Origin of the sequence: Streptomyces varsoviensis, from assembly GCF_000718635.1 — a bacterium.
Classification (GTDB): domain Bacteria; phylum Actinomycetota; class Actinomycetes; order Streptomycetales; family Streptomycetaceae; genus Streptomyces; species Streptomyces varsoviensis.
In genome coordinates this window covers 1-15739 of record NZ_JOBF01000011.1, presented here as the reverse complement: position 1 = coordinate 15739, position 15739 = coordinate 1, and the positions used below count along the sequence as shown (strand labels likewise).

Sequence of the window (15739 nt, the reverse complement as noted above, 5' to 3'; positions counted from 1 at the left end):
GGCCCACGACCGTCCGGATGGGGATGGGCCCACGGTCGGCATACCTATGGCCACGACCCCATATTTAACCCACATGACGCACTCACAGCACATTGGACACATATCGACATTCGCGCACACGCCGCCCGCTCCGGGCCCGGGGCCCCGTACGGGCTGTCTTGTCGCCAGGTCATGACGTCGAACCGCTCATCCGCAGGTGCCGGCCGGACGCGTACGCGTCACCACGTCGCTGTGCCCGGTGGTGGAGTCGGTCCACACCACCTGCCGGCCGCCCGGCATGCCGGCCCACATCTGCTCGCCGCGGTTGCAGGACACCCGGTCCTTCCGCTTCCCGTCCGCCGAGAACTGCCACAGCTTGGGCAGCGCCTCGTTGCGGTACTCGGGGGCGGGCGTCCAGGTGGCGGCGGTCACCGCGTCGTCCGAGGCGATGAGGTCGATGCCCTCGATCGCGCCCGGGCCGCCGGCGGGGCTGATGTCGACGACTCCGGTGCCGTCCAGATCGGCCCGGCGCACGGCGGTCAGCCGACTCCCCTCCGCCTCGTTGGCCAACCAGAACACATGGCTGCCGTTGATCGCGGTCGGCCCGGTGTCCTTGAGGGTGCCGAGCTGCCCCATCCGGGTCCGTACGCCCGTCCTGAGGTCGAGCACCTCGGTCCCGTACGTGACGGTCCCCTCGGAGCGCTCCATGGTGGCGTACGCGATGCGGCCGTCGCGGAGCGACGGGTGGCTGGAGTTCACGTTCCGGTCGCCGGTCACGTCCACCGGGGTCGGGTCGCTGAGCCGCAGGTACTGCACGAGCGACCGGGCCCCGCGGGGCCGCGACTCCACGACGACCACGTCGCCCTCGATCTGGAGCTCGGGCCCGACGCGCCGGCCCGACCACAGCTTCTTGACGGGCCCGCCCGCGAGGGGCCGCGCAAGGAGGTCCACGGTCCTGCGGTTGTACGCCAGCCACACCACGGTCTTCCCGTCGGTGGCGGGGTGCACGTGGTACCGGCCGTCGTTGGGGCTGATCCGCTGCGGCGCGCCGGTGCCGTCGGCGCGGCCGGCCCACACGGAGTACGGCTCACTGCCGTTCTCGTTGGACTTGGAGGTGGTCCACCAGCCGCCGCCGGCGCCCACCCGGACGCCTTCCGTGTTGACGTCGCCCATCAGCGGGTCGGAGTCGACGCCCGTGGCGAGTTCCCAACCCGGCACGATGCCATGGGCGTTGAAGGACCGCTCGACGGCCTTGAGTTCCTTGCCGGACACCTTGAGGTCACGGGCGGCGGCGAGCACCGCGGCGCGGCCCTCGGTGAACCCGTCCAGCGGGGTCAGGTAGGCGGTGAGCGCCCGGTAGACGATCCGGTCGGCGAGGGTGCGGCCGATGTCCTCGCGCATGTCCCACAGCGCGCCGGAGAAGATGGTGGAGTTGAGGTGGACGCCGCCGTTGTCGGTGACGAGGGACACGCCGAGGAAGGACTTGGCCGTGGTCCGCCCGTCGTTGAGGTCGCGGGCCGCGCACTCGCGCGGCGGCTTGGTCCGGCACAGCGACTCGCCGAGCAGGCCGGCGTCGGGGCTGTCCATGGGGATGCCGTAGGCGTCGGTCTTGATGGCGTTGCCGAAGTAGTCGGCGATCGCCTCGTTCATGGCGCCGGACTGCCCCGCGTAGACGAGGTTCGCCGAGTTCTCGACGACGCCGTGCGTCATCTCGTGGCCGACGACGTCCAGGCCCGCCGAGAACGCGCGGTACTCGGCGTCACCGCCGCCGTACACCATCTTGGTGCCGTCCCAGAACGCGTTGTTGTACGGACGCCCGAAGTCGTCCACTCCCACCAGGGAGTTGATGGTGCCGCCCTGACCGTCGAGGCTGTCCCGGCCGTGCACCTGCCGGTAGTAGTCGTAGACCTTGCCGGCCGCCCAGTGCGCGTCGACCGCGCCCGCCTCGGTCGCCTCGCCGCCGAAGGCCAGGGTGGGCGACCCGAACTCCTTGATGTCGGAGGGCCATTGACCCGACACCTCGCCGACGGACTTGCCGCGCGCGTCCCAGGTGGAGATCGGGTTCTTGCTGCCGTCCCGCATCCGGATCTGATCGCGCATCACGTATTCCTGGCGCGCTTCGTCCCGGGTGAGCTGCAACCCGACGGCCTTGCCGTCGTACTTGACGCCGGAGCCCACGACCGTGGGCCCCTGCTCCTCGGCGGGCCCCTGCTCCTCGGCGGGCGGCGCGGCCTTGCGGCGGTCCGGGCGGGGCGCGGCGGGCTTCGACGCGGCGGGAGCGGGCGAGAGGATCTTGTGTGCGGCGGGTGTGGACGCGGCAGGGGCGCCGGAGGCCGCCGCGAACGTCTTGATTCCGCTGTACTGGAGCACCGGGTACCCGGCCCGCGCGTCGACGTAGACCTCCCGCAGCACCGGTTCGCCCGTGCCGGGGTGTACGCCGCGTACGGTCACGTGCCAGGTGAGCAGACCCGCGCTGGTGGGCAGGACGGCCAGTCCGCGCGCGGCGCCGGTCAGCGGGCGCGCCTCGTCCCACGCCGCGCCGCCCGCGCGGGCGGCCTTGAGCTGGTCCGTCGCGGCGTCCACGGCGCGTTCGACGGCCAGTTCCTCGTCGACCTCGGGGACGGTGCCGGTCTTCAGGCCGGTGAAGTACGCGCCGGAGGCCCCGGTGACGACGCGTTCGCCGCCCCTGTGCTCCATCCGGACCAGGTACTGGCCGCCCAGGACCGCCACGCCCTGGTGCCGCTGCTGGAACCGTACGGTCTCCTCGCCCCCGGCCTCCACCGTCCGTACGGGCCGCAGGTCGCGCCCCGGGGCGGGGATGCGGTAGCGGTTCTCGTGGGCGGCGAGGTGGCCGAGCGCCGCGTCGGCGGCGTTCCCCGCGGCCTGGGCGGGCTCCCGGAGGCCGCTGACCAGCGCGGGGGTCGCGGTGCGCTTGCCGGGGACCAGGTCCGCCGGGCCGGCGGGCGGGGTGGCGCCCGGCGCGGCGCCGGCGGGCGCGGCCGAGACGACGAGTGCGGTGGCGCTGATCAGCGCCACCGCACCGGCCATGGCGCCCCGCACTCCGGGGGCGCCCACCCCGCTCCGCCTGTCGTGTCTCCGTCTGTCGTGTCTCCGTCGGTCGTGTCTGTTCGGTCTCTTGGTACGTAGTCCGGCTTCGCGCACGGCGTCCCCCTCCGTCACATGACTGACTGCGGCACCAGCCATAGGGAGAGCAATGCAAGCGGTGACGGGCCCAACTGGGCAATGAGAAAGGAAAATTGAGCGACGCTTTCCGGCCGCGCGCCGCGCCCCGCGCGCCCGCGACCGCGGGCGCGGCCCCGATCCCGGTCCCGGCCACCGGACTACCGCTGGACTACCGTGGACTACGGCTGGGCTACCGCTGGACGTCCGGTTCCTCTTCGGACGGTGCGGCCGACTGCCACGGCAGGAACGGCATCCCCGAGTCCAGCGTGCCCCGCGCGACCCCGGTGCCGCGTGCGGGCCGCGCCGCCCGGCGCCCGCCCTGGTCGCGTACGGGCTCGGACACCGAGGGCTTCTCCAGGAGGCAGTCCCCCAGCACGAGGACCTCGATGTCGCTGCGTACGAACGTGGCGATGGCGTCGTCCGGGCCGAACACCACGGGCTCGCCGGCCAGGTTGAAGGAGGTGTTGAGCACGGCGGGCACGCCCGTCAGCCGGCGGAACGCGTCGATGAGCGTCCAGAACCGCTCGTTCACCGAGCGGCGGACGACGTGTGGGCGGGCCGTGCCGTCCACGTGCACGGCGGCGGCCAGCATCCGCCGGGCGGACGCGCGGACCGGGACGGCGGCGAGCATGAATTCGCAGAGGGACAGGGGCGCGGCCTCGAACACGGCACTCCAGTACTCCTCCAGCACGCTCGGGGCGAGAGGCCGCCAGATCTCCCTGCCCTTCACGGAGTTGAGGCGGGCGACCGCGCTCCGGTGGCGCGGGTCGCAGAGGATGCTGCGCGCGCCGAGCGCCCGCTGCCCCACCTCGCCGCGCCCCGCGCACCAGGCGACGAGGCGGCCCGCCGCGAGGTGGGCGGCGGTCCGGCCGATGACGTCCTCGGTCGACAGGTGCATGGTCGCGAGGCCCGCGCCGTGGAGCGCGGAGGCGATGTCCTCCGCCGTGATGCCGGGCCCCCAGTAGGCGTGGCGCATACGGTGGGCCGGGCCGCCGTCGCCCCGGCCGCTCAGCTCCCGGTCCGCGAGGAGGGCCGCGCCGAGCCCGACGCCGGCGTCGTGCGGCACGGGCGGCACGTAGATGTCGGAGAAGATTCCGGACCGCGCCAGCCGCCCGTTCGCCGCGCAGTTCAGCGCCACACCGCCGGCCAGTACCAGCCGGTCGGCCCCGGTGCGGCGGCGCGCGAACCGGGCCAGTTCCAGCAGCACGTCCTCCAGCGCCGCCTGCACGGACGCGGCGAAGGACGCGTGCGCCATCGGCTCGTTCCGGTCGCCTTGCGCATAGGGGTAATTGTTCCTGCCGAAGTATTCGTACAAGAAGTCATGCAGTTGGAGGTAGTGCTGGGCCGGGCGGCGGCGCGGTGCGGGGGCGCCGGGAAAGGTGTAGTCGTCCTCCGCGGCGATCAGCGGTACGGCCTGGTCGGGGCGTCCGTAGGAGGCGAGCCCCATCAATTTCCCGGCGTCCCACATGGTGAATCCGGCCCATTGGGCGGCGATGGAATAGAAGTTGCCGAGCGACAGGCTGGTGTCCCAGTCCCGGATGACCTCGATCTTTCCGGCGGACCCGCGGGCCAGGGTGGTGGACCGGCACTCGCCGCGGCCGTCGAGCACGAGAATCGCCGCGTCCTCGAATCCGCTCGTCCACAGCGCGCTTGCGGCGTGTGCCATGTGGTGCGGTACGAACCGGGTGGGCGGGCGGCGTTCCCCGCCGCCGTCCGGCAGCAGCCACTCGTGGAACCGCGCGGCGTCGAAGGGCGCCCCCTCCACCTCGCTGAGCAGCGGAACGTCCCAGCCCACCGCGGTTTCGGCGACATCGCCGAGGGAAATGTCCGCGGCCCGCAGACAGGCGGCGACGGCCGCGCGCGGGGCCTCGCCGAACGCCCGCTTTCTTCGGCTCAGCCGCTCCTGCTCCACCATCACGATCAGTTCCCCGTCCTTCAGCAGGCAGGCCGAGGAGTCGTGGGGTCCGGTATTGACGCCGAGTATGTACATAGCTTCCCGCTCCCTCGCATTGCGCCCCGCAGCGGTTGGCCGGTTCGCCTGCCTGCCATTGACAGGTACATCGCCCACTGTTATTTTGACCGTCGGTCAAGATCACGGAAATTCAAGATCGCGACATTTCAAGATCGTGGTGTTTACAAGATCCTAGCGATTCAAGATCCTGGTGTTTCAAGATCCTGACGTTTCAAGATCACGGCAATCAGCCGGCAATCAACCGGTAAACAACAGCAATCAGCGGCAATCAACCGTCGGATCATAGCCGTTCACCGGTCCGCGTCAAGGACGGAAATTTCCGCGATCCCGCTCGTCCGGACACCCCGCCGCGAATCGCCACGGGGGGGAACACGGGAAGAACACGGGGAAGAATTCGGTGTCTTATTTCCGCAGCGGATTACGGAAGGCGCGCCGCCGCTTTCCCGTGGGGGCCGCCCGGTGCCCGTCCCGGCCGACCGGCGCCGCCGCCCGGCCGGGACGGAGGGACCACTAGTGGCGCACCCTGCGAGCCCGCCCGCGCTGAGGGCCGTACTGCTCGACCGGGACGGCGTCCTCAACATCAACCGGCCCGGGTACGTGCGCTCGCCCGACGACTGGGAGTGGCTGCCCGGCGCCCGCACCGGCTACGGGCTGCTGGCTGCGGCCGGGCTCCCACTGGCGGTGATCACCAATCAGAGCGCCATAGGCCGTGGCCTCATGACGTCCAGTCACCTCGACGCGATCCACGCGCGCATGACGGCCGACCTCACCGCGGACGGCGCCGCTCCCCCGCATGTCCTGTACTGCCCCCACACCCCGGAAGCCGCCTGCGCCTGCCGCAAGCCGCGCCCCGGCATGGTGCTGCGCGCCCTCACGCTCACCGGGGCCGCCCCGCACGAGGCGGTGCTCATCGGCGACCACGAGTCCGACCTCCGCGCCGCCGCCGCAGCCGGCTGCCACTCCCTCCACGTACGCTCCGGCCGCGGCCCCCTGCCCGCCCACCCCCCACCCGGCTGCCTAGGCAGCGTCCCCAACCTCCACGCCGCCGCCCTCCTCCTGTCGGGCTCAACCGCCCCCCACACCGCCGCTCCCCGCCGGTGAGGGGCGGCGCGGAGGCCGTGGCGGCCTCGCCCCCGCGCGTGAGGCCGGGGCAGCCTCGCCGCCGCATGTGAGAGCCGAGGCGGCGCCGCCGCCGGGCGGCTGCGCCGAGGACGGCGGCGTCGCCGCTCGGGCAGCAAATGCAGCCTGCTGTTGGAGCGCGGCCCCGGCTCTACGCGCACACCAGCCACACAGACGCAGGCACCGCCGCACCCGCACCGTCCCGACGGCCGCGCCCCGCCCAGGAGCCGCCGCACACGAACCCGCCGACCGCCCAGTCGTAACCGAGGTAGCGGCGCCACCACCACCTGGACGGCGACCACCGTACGGCCGCCGCTGCGCCACACCCGCCGGGGGCACCTGCGTACGTGCGCGGGCCCGCCGCACAGGCGGGGCCGCCGCACGGGGCACACCCGCCGTCGAGGGCCGACCGTCCGACGAACGCTCCCACCGCGCGGACCCTGCTGCGCCGTCCGGCCGCATGGGGGGTTGAGGAACATCCATGTCAGATCGTGCGCTAGGCCGAGTCGACCCAGGTAGGCGGCTGACGGGGCGTCGGCGACCGGACCCGTCTGAAGTCTTCCCACGGATAACGCCCATTTACCTGTGGGAGCTTGCTTTGTCACCTGCGGTGACGCTCTCCGGGTCGTACGTGAAGCGGCCCTGTTATCCGCAGCAAGGGGGGAAGTGGTGCCGACTGCCGTGGAACTGCCGGCCGGGAAGACGTTGACCGTCCGCGCGGCAGCGGACGCCTGCCTCGACTCGCTCGGCAACCCGGACACGGTCCGCAGCTACTCGACCGGCGTCGGCAAGACCGCTGAGCGGATCGGCGAGGCCCGCCCGCTCGGGTCGGTCGCGGACGATGAGCCCGGCGAGGCCCGGGAGCTGCTGTGGGGCACTGCGGCGGTCAACACCTGGAACGCCCGCCGGGCGTCAGTGCTGTCGTGGCTGGGCTGGTGCGAGGAGTACGGGTACGACGGCCCGGCGGTTCCGGCCTGGACGAAACGGCTGGTGGTGCCGGACTCCGAGACCCGGCCCGCTCGAAGATGGCCGTGGACCGGCTTGTCGCCCGGCGCGAGGTCCCTCTGCGGGAGAAGACGCTGTGGCGGGTGCTCTACGAGACCTGCGCCCGCGCGGAGGAAATCCTCGGGGTCAACATCGAGAACCTGGACCTCGCCGCCCGGCGCTGCCCGGTGAAGGCCAAGGGGGCCCGGAGCAAGGCCCGCCGCCGCGGGCAGGCCCGTGAGGACTTCGTGCTGGAGACCGTCTACTGGGACGCGGATACCGCCCGGCTCCTGCCCCGCCTGATCAAGGGCCGTACCCGGGGCCCGGTGTTCGTCACCCACCGGCGGCCCGGCCCGGGGAAGGTGGTCAGCCCGCGCGACGTGTGCCCGGACACCGGCCTTGCCCGCCTCTCCTACGGGCAGGCCCGCGCCCTCCTCGATGAGCACACCGCCGTACGCGGGACGGGGACCGGCTGGGACCTGCACGAGTACCGCCATTCGGGGCTGACCGCGCTCGGTGTCCAAGGCGCCTCGCTGCTGATGCTGATGGCGAAGTCCCGGCACAAGAAGCCGGAGAATGTCCGCCGCTACTTCAAGCCCTCCCCGGAGGCGATCTCCGAACTGACCGGCCTGCTCGTCCCGGGCGGCAGCAGCCGCTGATCTCTCGCTGTCCCAAAGCGCAAAGCCCCGGGGCGAGCGATAGCGGTTGTCGTGGGGGGGGAAGAGCGGTCTGCGTCGGATCTGTCTCGCGCTTCTTGACGACCGGAGCGGGCTCGTATCAGTCGTGAGCTCCTGGGGCTCGCGCTGTGACGCTGCCGGTATCGGCTGCCGCCCTGCTCCATTGGGCCAGCAGGCGCAGGGAGGTCTCGGACGGGCTGCCGGGTTCGGTGCCGTAGACGAAGAGGATCTGGTCGGGGTCGTCTGCGGGGGTGAGGGCCTGGTAGGTGACGGTGAGGTCGCCGACGAGCGGGTGGTGGTAGTCCTTGGTGCCGGTCGTGCGCTGGTGGACTTTGTTGTCGGACCAGAAGCGGCGGAATTCCTCGCTGTGTATGGACAGGTCACCGACCAGGGCACTGAGGGCCGGGTCGTCGGGGTGGCGGCCCGCGTCGAGGCGGAGCATGGCGGCGGTGTCGGCGGCGACGCGGGGCCAGTCCCGGTACAGCTCGCGCGCGTGCGGGTCGAGGAAGACGAAGCGGGCCTGGTTCCGCTCGGCCGCGGGGAGGGCGCGGAAGTCGGTGATCAGGCGTCCGGCGAGTGGGTTGTGGGCCAGCACGTCGAGGCGTCGTCCGAGGATGAAGCCGGGGCGGCCGGTCTGCTGGAGGGTGTCCAGCAGGTCCCAGGTGGCGGGGTGGACGCGCTGGGGGCGGGGACGCCGGCGGGCTGGCCGGGACCGTGGCCGGGCGAGGGTGTGCAGGTGGCTGCGCTCGGCGTCGTCCAGGTGCAGGGCGGTGGCGAGCGCGTCGAGGACCTCTGTGGAGGCGCTGCGGCTGCGGCCTTGTTCGAGGCGGGTGTAGTAGTCCACGCTCACCCCGGCCAGCCGGGCGAGTTCCTCCCGGCGCAGTCCGGATACCCGGCGTCGGCCCAGGCCCGGGGCGTCGAGCCCGGCTTCCCGCGGGGTGAGGCGGGTGCGGGCGGAGCGGAGGAATTCCGCCATGGGTGCGCTGGTGGGGTGCTCACGATCCATACATCCAGGGTCGCGCTTTCTCTGAGGATTCGGCGGCCGGAGGGTGGCCCATTTCGTCCCCCGATCAGGCGGGCCCTTTTGAGGCCTCTTTTGCCTGCTCAGAGTTGGTTCAGTGGATGCCGGAGCCCGCCACCGCAAGGGGTGTCCGGGCGAAGTGAACGGATGGAGATACCTTCATGGCAACGTGGTTCATCACCGGCGGCTCCCGCGGGCTGGGGCTGGAGATCGCACGGGCGGCACTGAACGGCGGCGACAACGTCGTGGTCGCCGCCCGTGACCCGCGGAAGCTGCCGGACGAGCTGTACCGGCACGACCGCGTCCTCGGTGTCGCCCTCGACGTCACCCGCGGCGAGGACATCACCGCCGCGGTCGAGACGGCTGTGGAGCGCTTCGGCAGGATCGACGTCCTCGTCAACAACGCGGGGCGTGCTCTGCTCGGGGCGCTGGAGGAGATCACGGACGCCGAGGCGCGGTCCTTGTTCGATCTCAACGTCTTCGGGCTGATCAACGTCACCCGCGCGGTCCTGCCGGGAATGAGGGCGGCCGGAGGCGGAAAGGTCGTGAACATCGGCTCCCGTTCCGGCTTCGAGGGCGAGCCCGGGGTGAGCATGTACAGCGCGTCGAAGTTCGCCGTGGCCGGTATCAGTGAGGCGCTCGCGGTGGAGTTGGAGCCGTTCGGGATCCAGAGCATGGTCGTGGAGCCCGGGGTCTTCCGCACCGACTTCCTCGACGCCAGCTCCTTGTCGACCGCGGCCGAGCGTATCCCCGCCTACGACGGTACGCCGGCCCACGCCACCCTGGACTGGGCCGACACCGCCAACCACACCCAGCTCGGCGATCCCGTCAAGGGCGCCGCCCTGATCTATGAGGTGACCTGCCAGGACAAGCTGCCTGGGCACCTGGCCCTGGGGCGTGACGCGATCGAACGCCAGCTAGTCAAGATCCGCAGCCTTCAGGACGACCTCGCGGCCTGGCAGGACAAGTCCGCCGCCACGGCCTGCGACGACGCTGCCTGACCACGCCGAACCGACCCCGAGCAACAGGAAATATCTCTCACCCTGACGTACCTGCTTACCAGCCGGCCGTTGGACGGCTGTGTGGCCGTGGTCACCGGAGCCTCCAGCGGCATGGGGGCGGCCACCGCCCGCCGACTCGCCGAACTGGGAGCCTCTGTCACCGTCATCGCACGCCGCCAGGGAAAGCTCGCCTCCCTCGCCGCCGACATCACCGCGGCCGGCGGAAAGGCCATACCCCTGTCCGTCGATGTCACCGAGGGCCGTCCCACAACCAGGCCCGCCGCAGTGGACCGGGCCGGCCGGGGGCGGTTTCAGCGTGCGGGTGCGTCGGTCGCACGGGGGTGGCCGTGTGGCGGGGTGGGGGCGCGGTCGCGGGCGGCCTGGCGTGCGGGGGGGCTGGGCCCGGGGGGCTTTCGGTGGGGCGGGGGGATCAGTGGCCGCCGCTGGGGGCTTCGCAGCCTGAGTGGTCGGGGTAGCCGCCGAAGGCGGTGGCTTCGGTGGGGCGGGGGCTCAGGCGGCCTTCTACGCAGAGGGTGTCGGGGGCGGCTTCTACGAGGAAGCCGGCAGCTTCGGGGCCGTCCTCGTACGAGCGCACTTTGTCGGCGGGGTAGCCGAGCCGGGTGAGGGCGGACTGGATGCTCTCCGGGGCGAAGTCCCCACGCCGGCGCAGCGGTTCGAGCGCGGCCTTGATGCGCTGAACGGCCGCGAGCCCGTCGCAGCGGTGCTGGCCGTAGAGCGGAAAGGGCTCCCTGAAACCGTGGTTCTCGGCGTAGTGGTCGGCCAGGGGCCCACCCCCGCCGGAGGCGGGCGCGGTCGCGTTCGCGGTCGCCGTCGGAGACGGTGTCCGGCTCTCCCCGGGGCAGGGAAAATTCGTCGGCTCGGCCGGCCGGGTCGGCGTCGCCGCCCCCCGCGCGGGCGCGGCCTGCTCCCCGGCCCGCTCCGTCCCGCACCCCGCCGCGAGCACGGCCACCGCCGCCGTCGCCGTGGCCACCAGGAGGAATCCGGGTCTCGCTCTGCTCATCGTCATGCGCCGATTCTCCCCCGCGGGGCCCGAAGGGGACTCAGCGAGGTGCGGCGGCTCCCGCCGCGAGACCGCTCACGTTGCGGGCCAGCCACGCCAGAAAGACCGGGTGGCTCGTCAGCATGTGTCCAGCCGGGGCCGTTTGGACCTCGCAGTCGGCGGTGGTCTCCTCCGCCCACCGCCGCAGCCCCGCCGGGTCGACCAGCGGGTCGTGGTCCCCGGCGAACACGCGGACCGGACAGCCCAGGACCGGGTGACGGCCGCGCCGGTAGAGCTCGGCGAGCCTGGCGTCGGCGCGCAGGACGGGCAGGAACGGGTCGATCAGCTCCGGCTTGTCGACCAGGGCCGCCGGCACTCCGTCGAGCGCCCACAACCGTTCGATCAGCCGCTCCTTGGGCAGCGCGTGCAGCGGCAGCGCCGGGTGCGGGACGCCGGGGCCGTTGCGGCCGGAGACGAGCAGCGCGGCGGGTTCGCCGAGCGCGGGGCGCAGGGCGTGGGCCAGCTCGTAGGCGAGCAGCGCGCCGAAGCTGTGGCCGTAGAGCAGGTACGGGCCGTCGGCTTCCCTCCTGATCCGCGCGGCGAGGTCGGCCACGAGGGCGGCGAACCGGGCGGGCGGCGGCTCGCCCCAGCGGGTGCCGCGGCCGGGCAGCTCGACCGGGCACACGCGCACGTGCGCGGCGAAGCGCCGCCGCCACGCCCCGAACCCGGCGGCACTGCCGCCCGCGTGCGGCAGACAGAACACCTGCGCCCTCCCACCCCGACTCCGCACCCCCGTCATAGAGTCCCCATCCGCCGCATCGTTCACATCGGTCCCCGCTGTTCCGGCTGTTCCGGCTGTTCCGGCTGTTCCGGCTGTTCCCGCTGTTCCCGCTGTTCCGCGGTCGGTCATCAGGCCGGCCTCTTCCGCTTGGCTGTACTGGTCGCCACCCGTGCCACCCGCCGGTCCGGGACCAAGGCGGTGGGCCGAGCCCGTCCCCTACTCGGTGCTCGGTGCGTGATGCCCGTTGCGAGTCGAGGGCCGGCGGGCGAGCCGACCCCGGCGCCCGTCACGGCCCCGGCACGTGAGTCGGCAACGTACAGAGGGGAAACGCGGCCCCGAGGCGGGGCCGCACTCGGGGCGCCGCAGTCGGCCAACCGATAGGCCCGGCCCAGCACGCGCCGCGCTCGGCGCTCGTCACGGGCCCAACTGCTGGGCCGGGGCTTCGCCGTGACCGGCGAGAAGGCGTTCGGCCACAGGGGCGAGGAGGGCGATGAGGCCCTCCAGGTCCGCGGAGGCCAGCGGTTCCACGGGGGTGATGTGGCGCACGACCATCAGGCCGATGAGTTGGGCGCCGAGCATGACGGTATGCGGGCAGGGGCCGGCTACCTCCGGGGAGACGCGGCGTACGACATCGGCCAGGTAGCGTCCCGCCGCCTCGTGCGTCACGGAGCTGCGGATCAGGGCGAGTACCGCGCTGCGCCACTCCGGCGACTCCCACAGCGGCAACTCGCGGCGGAGCAGCTCGGCCCCACCGCGGACCCGATCGCCGTCGCAGGCCGGGCCCCCGCAAGCCCGGCCGCCGCAAGTCCGGTCGCCGCAAGCCCGGCCGTCACAGATCCGGCCATCGCAACCCCGGCCGTCGCAGGACCGGCCCTCGCAGGACCGGCCGTCTCGCGCCCCGCCCCCACGGCTCGTTCCGGCGCCGCTCCACCCCGAGGTCAGCAGGTGCGCGGCCTCGCGCAACGCGGCGGTGAGCACCCCTTCGCGGGAGCCGAAGTAGTAGTGGACCAGGCTGGTGTTGACGCCCGCCCGGTCGGCGATGCCGCGTACGGTGCTGCCGCCGTAGCCGTGCTCCGCGAGTTCGTCGCGCGCGGCGCGCAGGATCAGCCTGCTGCTGGCGGTGGCGTGGGGGCCCGGTCGCCGGGGCCACTTGGCGGCCTCACCCCCGTACGGCATCGAGTCCCCCTTCGGCGGACACGGCGGCGAGCACGGCCGCGAGCTGGGACTCCAGGCTGAACTCCTGGAGCCGGCAACCCCCCGCGCCGCTCGCCAGGGCCAGCCGCTCCAGCGCCCCGGACTCGCACAGCACCGCCAGCCCGAGCAGTTGGGCCGCGGCCACGGCGCGGCTCAGCTCGTCGTAGCCCGGCCGGCCGGGCGCCGGCGGCCCGTCGTCCGACGGGCCCTCGGCCGGTTCCAGGTCGTGCAGCAGCGTGGTGACGAAGGAGACGAGCCGGTACCCGGTCGGGCCGTCGGTCATGGCCGAGGCGATCAGGGCCCGCCGGGCGAGGGGGTCGGTCCCCCACAGGGCGGTCAGCCGCTCCGTGAGCCAGGCCGCGTCCGAGCCGGCATCGGGTGCCGCGACGCCGGTCGCCGAGGCGTCCGGTTCGGGTTCCCCCTGTGCCCCCTGTGGCCCCTGTGCCCCCTGTGGCCCCTGTGGTCCCTGTGCTCCCTGTTCATCCGGTTCTCCCGGGGGCAGGGCGGGCCGGCGGCCGGGCTGGAGGGCCGTGTGCAGCAGCCGGCTCCGGGAGCCGAAGTAGTGGTGGAGCAGCCGGATGTCGACCTGTGCGCGTTTGGCCACGTTACGGGTCGAGGTGCCGTTGTAGCCGTGGGCCGCCAGTTCTTCGCGCGCGGCGTCCAGGATGCGGTCTCTGGTCGGACGACCGGTCATATGGCGCCCACCCCCTGGGAGATGTAATTCATCTGTCAGTGAGTTAATACAGTAGGTGATCCTTCGAATCCGGGACACCCTCGGGACGAGGATGCGGTGACGGGGCCGACGAGTCTTGGCCAAAGCCCTCGGGTCCCGCGCTCTTCTCGGCCGTTCCCCGACCGTTCCCAGCCGCTCTCCGTCCAGCGCGCTCCCCGCCTACGGGCGTACGGGCCCCCACACGTACGGGCTCCCGCGCGTACGAACCCCCACACGTGCGGGCTCCCGCACGCGCGGGCCCTCGCCTGCGGGCGTACGCGACTCCCCCGCGGCCGAGCTGCGGCGGACCCGCGGCCGGCCCACGGCGGACCCGCGCCCGGCCCGGTCGCCATCGACCGCCGTCAACCGCCGTCCGGCCCGGGCGCCGCCGATCCCGCTCAGGTACGCGCCGCGGGCTCGCCCTGGAGCGATACCACCAACCGCGATATCGCGTCGAGATTCTTGAAGTGCGCGCCGACTACCCGCTCCGGCGGAATGGAGATCCCATATCGGTCGAGAATGAAAGAGATCAGTTCCGCTGTGGTGAGCGAGGTGAGAATCCCCCACTCCAGAAGCGGCGAACCGGGCTGGAGCCCGGTTTCCCCTTCGGGGAGGAAGCGCGCCTCCACATAACCCGTCAGCTCGGCGATGACCTCGTCGTATCCGTAAGGGATGGTGCTCTCCGGCATGCGTATGACCTCCGGGAATCCGATCCATGAGGAACATGAAAGGCTGATGTGCCACGCGGACCGCGATGCCCGCACTTCTCACCCTAGCCAGCGCGCCCGGCCATCTCATCGGCTCCGTTGATGAATTCGGGAACCGTCCTTTCTGATGAGTCGCCGACAGGAGAGAGGCATGTGGCGAACTCCCCTCTGCCACTTGCCCGAACCCCCGCGACCTCGAAGAATGGGCTTATGCCTGAAGCTCCCGACATCCCGACTGCCTGGCGTCACCTGCTGGAACGCACTCCGGGAACCCGGCAAGGCGATCCGCTGGTCATCGAAGCCACGCACGCCCAGCCGAAACTCCGCGGCCTCTACCCGTGGCCGAGCCACGGCACGTTGAAGTTCCTGCGATCTGCCCCGTCATCGGCCGGGAACCACGATGACTTGCCGTTCATCGTCTCTGGCGGGCCGCCCTATAAGGTTTACACATCCGGCTACACCACCCTGCTAGGCGAAGTGACGACGCCAGAGGAAGCCGCCGCTCTTGTAGTGGCCCATCTGCCGGGAGACAGAGACAGCCCGGCCTTGGATGAGTGAGTCAGGTGGATTCTTCCGCGACGGCCGCGGCAAGTCCGCGCCCCAGCGGAATGTCGTGGACGAGAAATGACCCGGCGCCGGGCCCGTCCGCCCGTACGAGGGCGGTGCCGGGCTCGTACGGCCGTACGTCGAGGCGGGTGAGGCCGCCCGCGAGTCCGGTGCCGACGGCCTTCAGTACGGCCTCTTTCCGTACCCAACAGCGGTAGAAGCGACGCCTGCGGCGTACGGGGTCGGCGGTGTCGACGACGTACGCGCGCTCGGCGGGGGTGAGGCAGCCGTCAAGGAGTCCGGTGAACGCGTTGAGTGGCTGGATCTGTTCGATGTCGGCGCCCACGCGTCGGCCGTCTAGTGCGACGGCCAGCAGCCAAGCCGCCTCGCTGCGCGAGTGGTTGAAACGGAGCGTGGTGGTCGGCTCGATGACGCTCGGGCGGCCGTGCGCGGCGTCGCCGCAGCCGGGGCAGGGCTCGCGGCCGAACCGGATCGCGCGGGGCGGGCAGTCCAGCAGCCCCGCCATGATCTGCCGAACCCCGGCGTGGGCGTGCACGTAATGACTGGCCTCGGCGGGGCGCATGAAGCGCCGCGCCCGCCGCCGTTCCTCCGGCGAGAGCACCGCCCAGCCGTCCGCCCGGCCTTCCTCGCGACCCTCCGCCCAGTCCCCCGCCCCGCCTTCCTTCCAGTCCTCCGCCCAGTCCTCCTCCCGACCCTCCGCCCAGCCTTCCCTCCAGTCCTCGGCCCAGCCTTTCTCCCGGCCCTCGGCCCAGCCTTCCTCCCGATCCTTCGCCCAGCCTCCCTCCCGGCCCTCGGCCCAGCCTTCCTCCCGGCACTCCGCCCGGCCCGCCCCCAGCCGCTCG

Annotated in this window: 12 protein-coding genes and 2 pseudogenes; 5 read left to right on the top strand and 9 right to left on the bottom strand. The window is 72.4% G+C overall.

The window, feature by feature from the left end:
* Positions 1-186 precede the first annotated feature (186 nt).
* Both IF55_RS16415 and IF55_RS16410 read right to left on the bottom strand, forming a co-directional pair.
* Positions 187-3027, bottom strand: a complete 2841-nt coding sequence (locus IF55_RS16415; RefSeq protein ID WP_030877437.1) for a M4 family metallopeptidase — start codon at positions 3025-3027, stop codon at positions 187-189.
* A 325-nt stretch (positions 3028-3352) separates the two neighbouring features.
* Positions 3353-5152 (bottom strand): carbamoyltransferase family protein, encoded by a 1800-nt coding sequence (locus IF55_RS16410; protein WP_048832055.1) that lies wholly within the window; start codon positions 5150-5152, stop codon positions 3353-3355.
* Positions 5153-5647: 495 nt separating this feature from the next.
* Between IF55_RS16410 and IF55_RS16405 the strand changes: the two genes are divergently transcribed.
* Together IF55_RS16405 and IF55_RS40650 are read left to right on the top strand one after the other, a co-directional pair.
* Positions 5648-6235 carry a D-glycero-alpha-D-manno-heptose-1,7-bisphosphate 7-phosphatase gene (locus tag IF55_RS16405; protein WP_048832054.1) on the top strand — a complete coding sequence of 196 codons (588 nt, stop codon included), beginning with the start codon at positions 5648-5650 and terminating at the stop codon, positions 6233-6235.
* A 687-nt stretch (positions 6236-6922) separates the two neighbouring features.
* Positions 6923-7896, top strand: a pseudogene (locus IF55_RS40650) (tyrosine-type recombinase/integrase).
* Positions 7897-8014: 118 nt separating this feature from the next.
* Here IF55_RS40650 and IF55_RS16395 read toward each other — a convergent pair.
* Complete coding sequence (locus IF55_RS16395) at positions 8015-8920, bottom strand: helix-turn-helix transcriptional regulator (RefSeq protein ID WP_030877445.1); 906 nt, start codon at positions 8918-8920, stop codon at positions 8015-8017.
* Positions 8921-9096: 176 nt separating this feature from the next.
* On the opposite strand from IF55_RS16395, the gene IF55_RS16390 reads away from it, so the two are divergent.
* Both IF55_RS16390 and IF55_RS41205 read left to right on the top strand, forming a co-directional pair.
* Positions 9097-9936, top strand: a complete 840-nt coding sequence (locus tag IF55_RS16390) for an SDR family oxidoreductase (RefSeq protein WP_030877448.1) — start codon at positions 9097-9099, stop codon at positions 9934-9936.
* Positions 9937-10017: 81 nt separating this feature from the next.
* A pseudogene (locus IF55_RS41205) lies at positions 10018-10185 on the top strand (SDR family NAD(P)-dependent oxidoreductase); the annotation flags it as partial.
* A gap of 181 nt (positions 10186-10366) precedes the next feature.
* On the opposite strand, the gene IF55_RS40640 reads toward IF55_RS41205, so the two are convergent.
* The 5 genes from IF55_RS40640 to IF55_RS16365 all read right to left on the bottom strand — a co-directional run bounded on the left by IF55_RS40640 (position 10367) and on the right by IF55_RS16365 (position 14312).
* Positions 10367-10963 (bottom strand): hypothetical protein, encoded by a 597-nt coding sequence (locus IF55_RS40640; protein ID WP_245661226.1) that lies wholly within the window; start codon positions 10961-10963, stop codon positions 10367-10369.
* A 34-nt stretch (positions 10964-10997) separates the two neighbouring features.
* Complete coding sequence (locus tag IF55_RS16380) at positions 10998-11699, bottom strand: thioesterase II family protein (protein WP_048832053.1); 702 nt, start codon at positions 11697-11699, stop codon at positions 10998-11000.
* Positions 11700-12131: 432 nt separating this feature from the next.
* Positions 12132-12893, bottom strand: coding sequence for a TetR family transcriptional regulator (locus IF55_RS16375; protein ID WP_048832052.1), 762 nt, complete (start codon positions 12891-12893; stop codon positions 12132-12134).
* On the bottom strand, positions 12877-13605 hold the full coding sequence (locus tag IF55_RS41200) for a TetR/AcrR family transcriptional regulator (protein ID WP_030877458.1): 729 nt from the start codon (positions 13603-13605) through the stop codon (positions 12877-12879). The genes IF55_RS16375 and IF55_RS41200 overlap by 17 nt, the downstream gene beginning before the upstream one ends.
* 416 nt (positions 13606-14021) lie before the next feature.
* Positions 14022-14312: an acyl carrier protein gene (locus tag IF55_RS16365; RefSeq protein WP_030877461.1), complete on the bottom strand. Its 291-nt coding sequence runs from the start codon at positions 14310-14312 to the stop codon at positions 14022-14024.
* Between the two features lie 228 nt (positions 14313-14540).
* Between IF55_RS16365 and IF55_RS37265 the strand changes: the two genes are divergently transcribed.
* Positions 14541-14888, top strand: coding sequence for a DUF6193 family natural product biosynthesis protein (locus IF55_RS37265; protein WP_078644502.1), 348 nt, complete (start codon positions 14541-14543; stop codon positions 14886-14888).
* A gap of 1 nt (position 14889) precedes the next feature.
* Here the strand turns inward: IF55_RS37265 and IF55_RS16360 are convergent.
* On the bottom strand, positions 14890-15739 hold an 850-nt coding region (locus tag IF55_RS16360), incomplete at its 5' end, for a 4'-phosphopantetheinyl transferase superfamily protein (protein ID WP_048832051.1).

Bases quoted from the DNA above. Each gene is read 5' to 3' on its own strand.
- IF55_RS16415 (WP_030877437.1), bottom strand. From the start codon at position 3,027: ATGGCCGGTGCGGTGGCGCTGATCAGCGCCACCGCACTCGTCGTCTCG.
- IF55_RS16410 (WP_048832055.1), bottom strand. From the start codon at position 5,152: ATGTACATACTCGGCGTCAATACCGGACCCCACGACTCCTCGGCCTGC.
- IF55_RS16395 (WP_030877445.1), bottom strand. From the start codon at position 8,920: ATGGATCGTGAGCACCCCACCAGCGCACCCATGGCGGAATTCCTCCGC.
- IF55_RS16390 (WP_030877448.1), top strand. From the start codon at position 9,097: ATGGCAACGTGGTTCATCACCGGCGGCTCCCGCGGGCTGGGGCTGGAG.
- IF55_RS40640 (WP_245661226.1), bottom strand. From the start codon at position 10,963: ATGACGATGAGCAGAGCGAGACCCGGATTCCTCCTGGTGGCCACGGCG.
- IF55_RS16375 (WP_048832052.1), bottom strand. From the start codon at position 12,893: ATGCCGTACGGGGGTGAGGCCGCCAAGTGGCCCCGGCGACCGGGCCCC.
- IF55_RS41200 (WP_030877458.1), bottom strand. From the start codon at position 13,605: ATGACCGGTCGTCCGACCAGAGACCGCATCCTGGACGCCGCGCGCGAA.
- IF55_RS16365 (WP_030877461.1), bottom strand. From the start codon at position 14,312: ATGCCGGAGAGCACCATCCCTTACGGATACGACGAGGTCATCGCCGAG.
- IF55_RS37265 (WP_078644502.1), top strand. From the start codon at position 14,541: ATGCCTGAAGCTCCCGACATCCCGACTGCCTGGCGTCACCTGCTGGAA.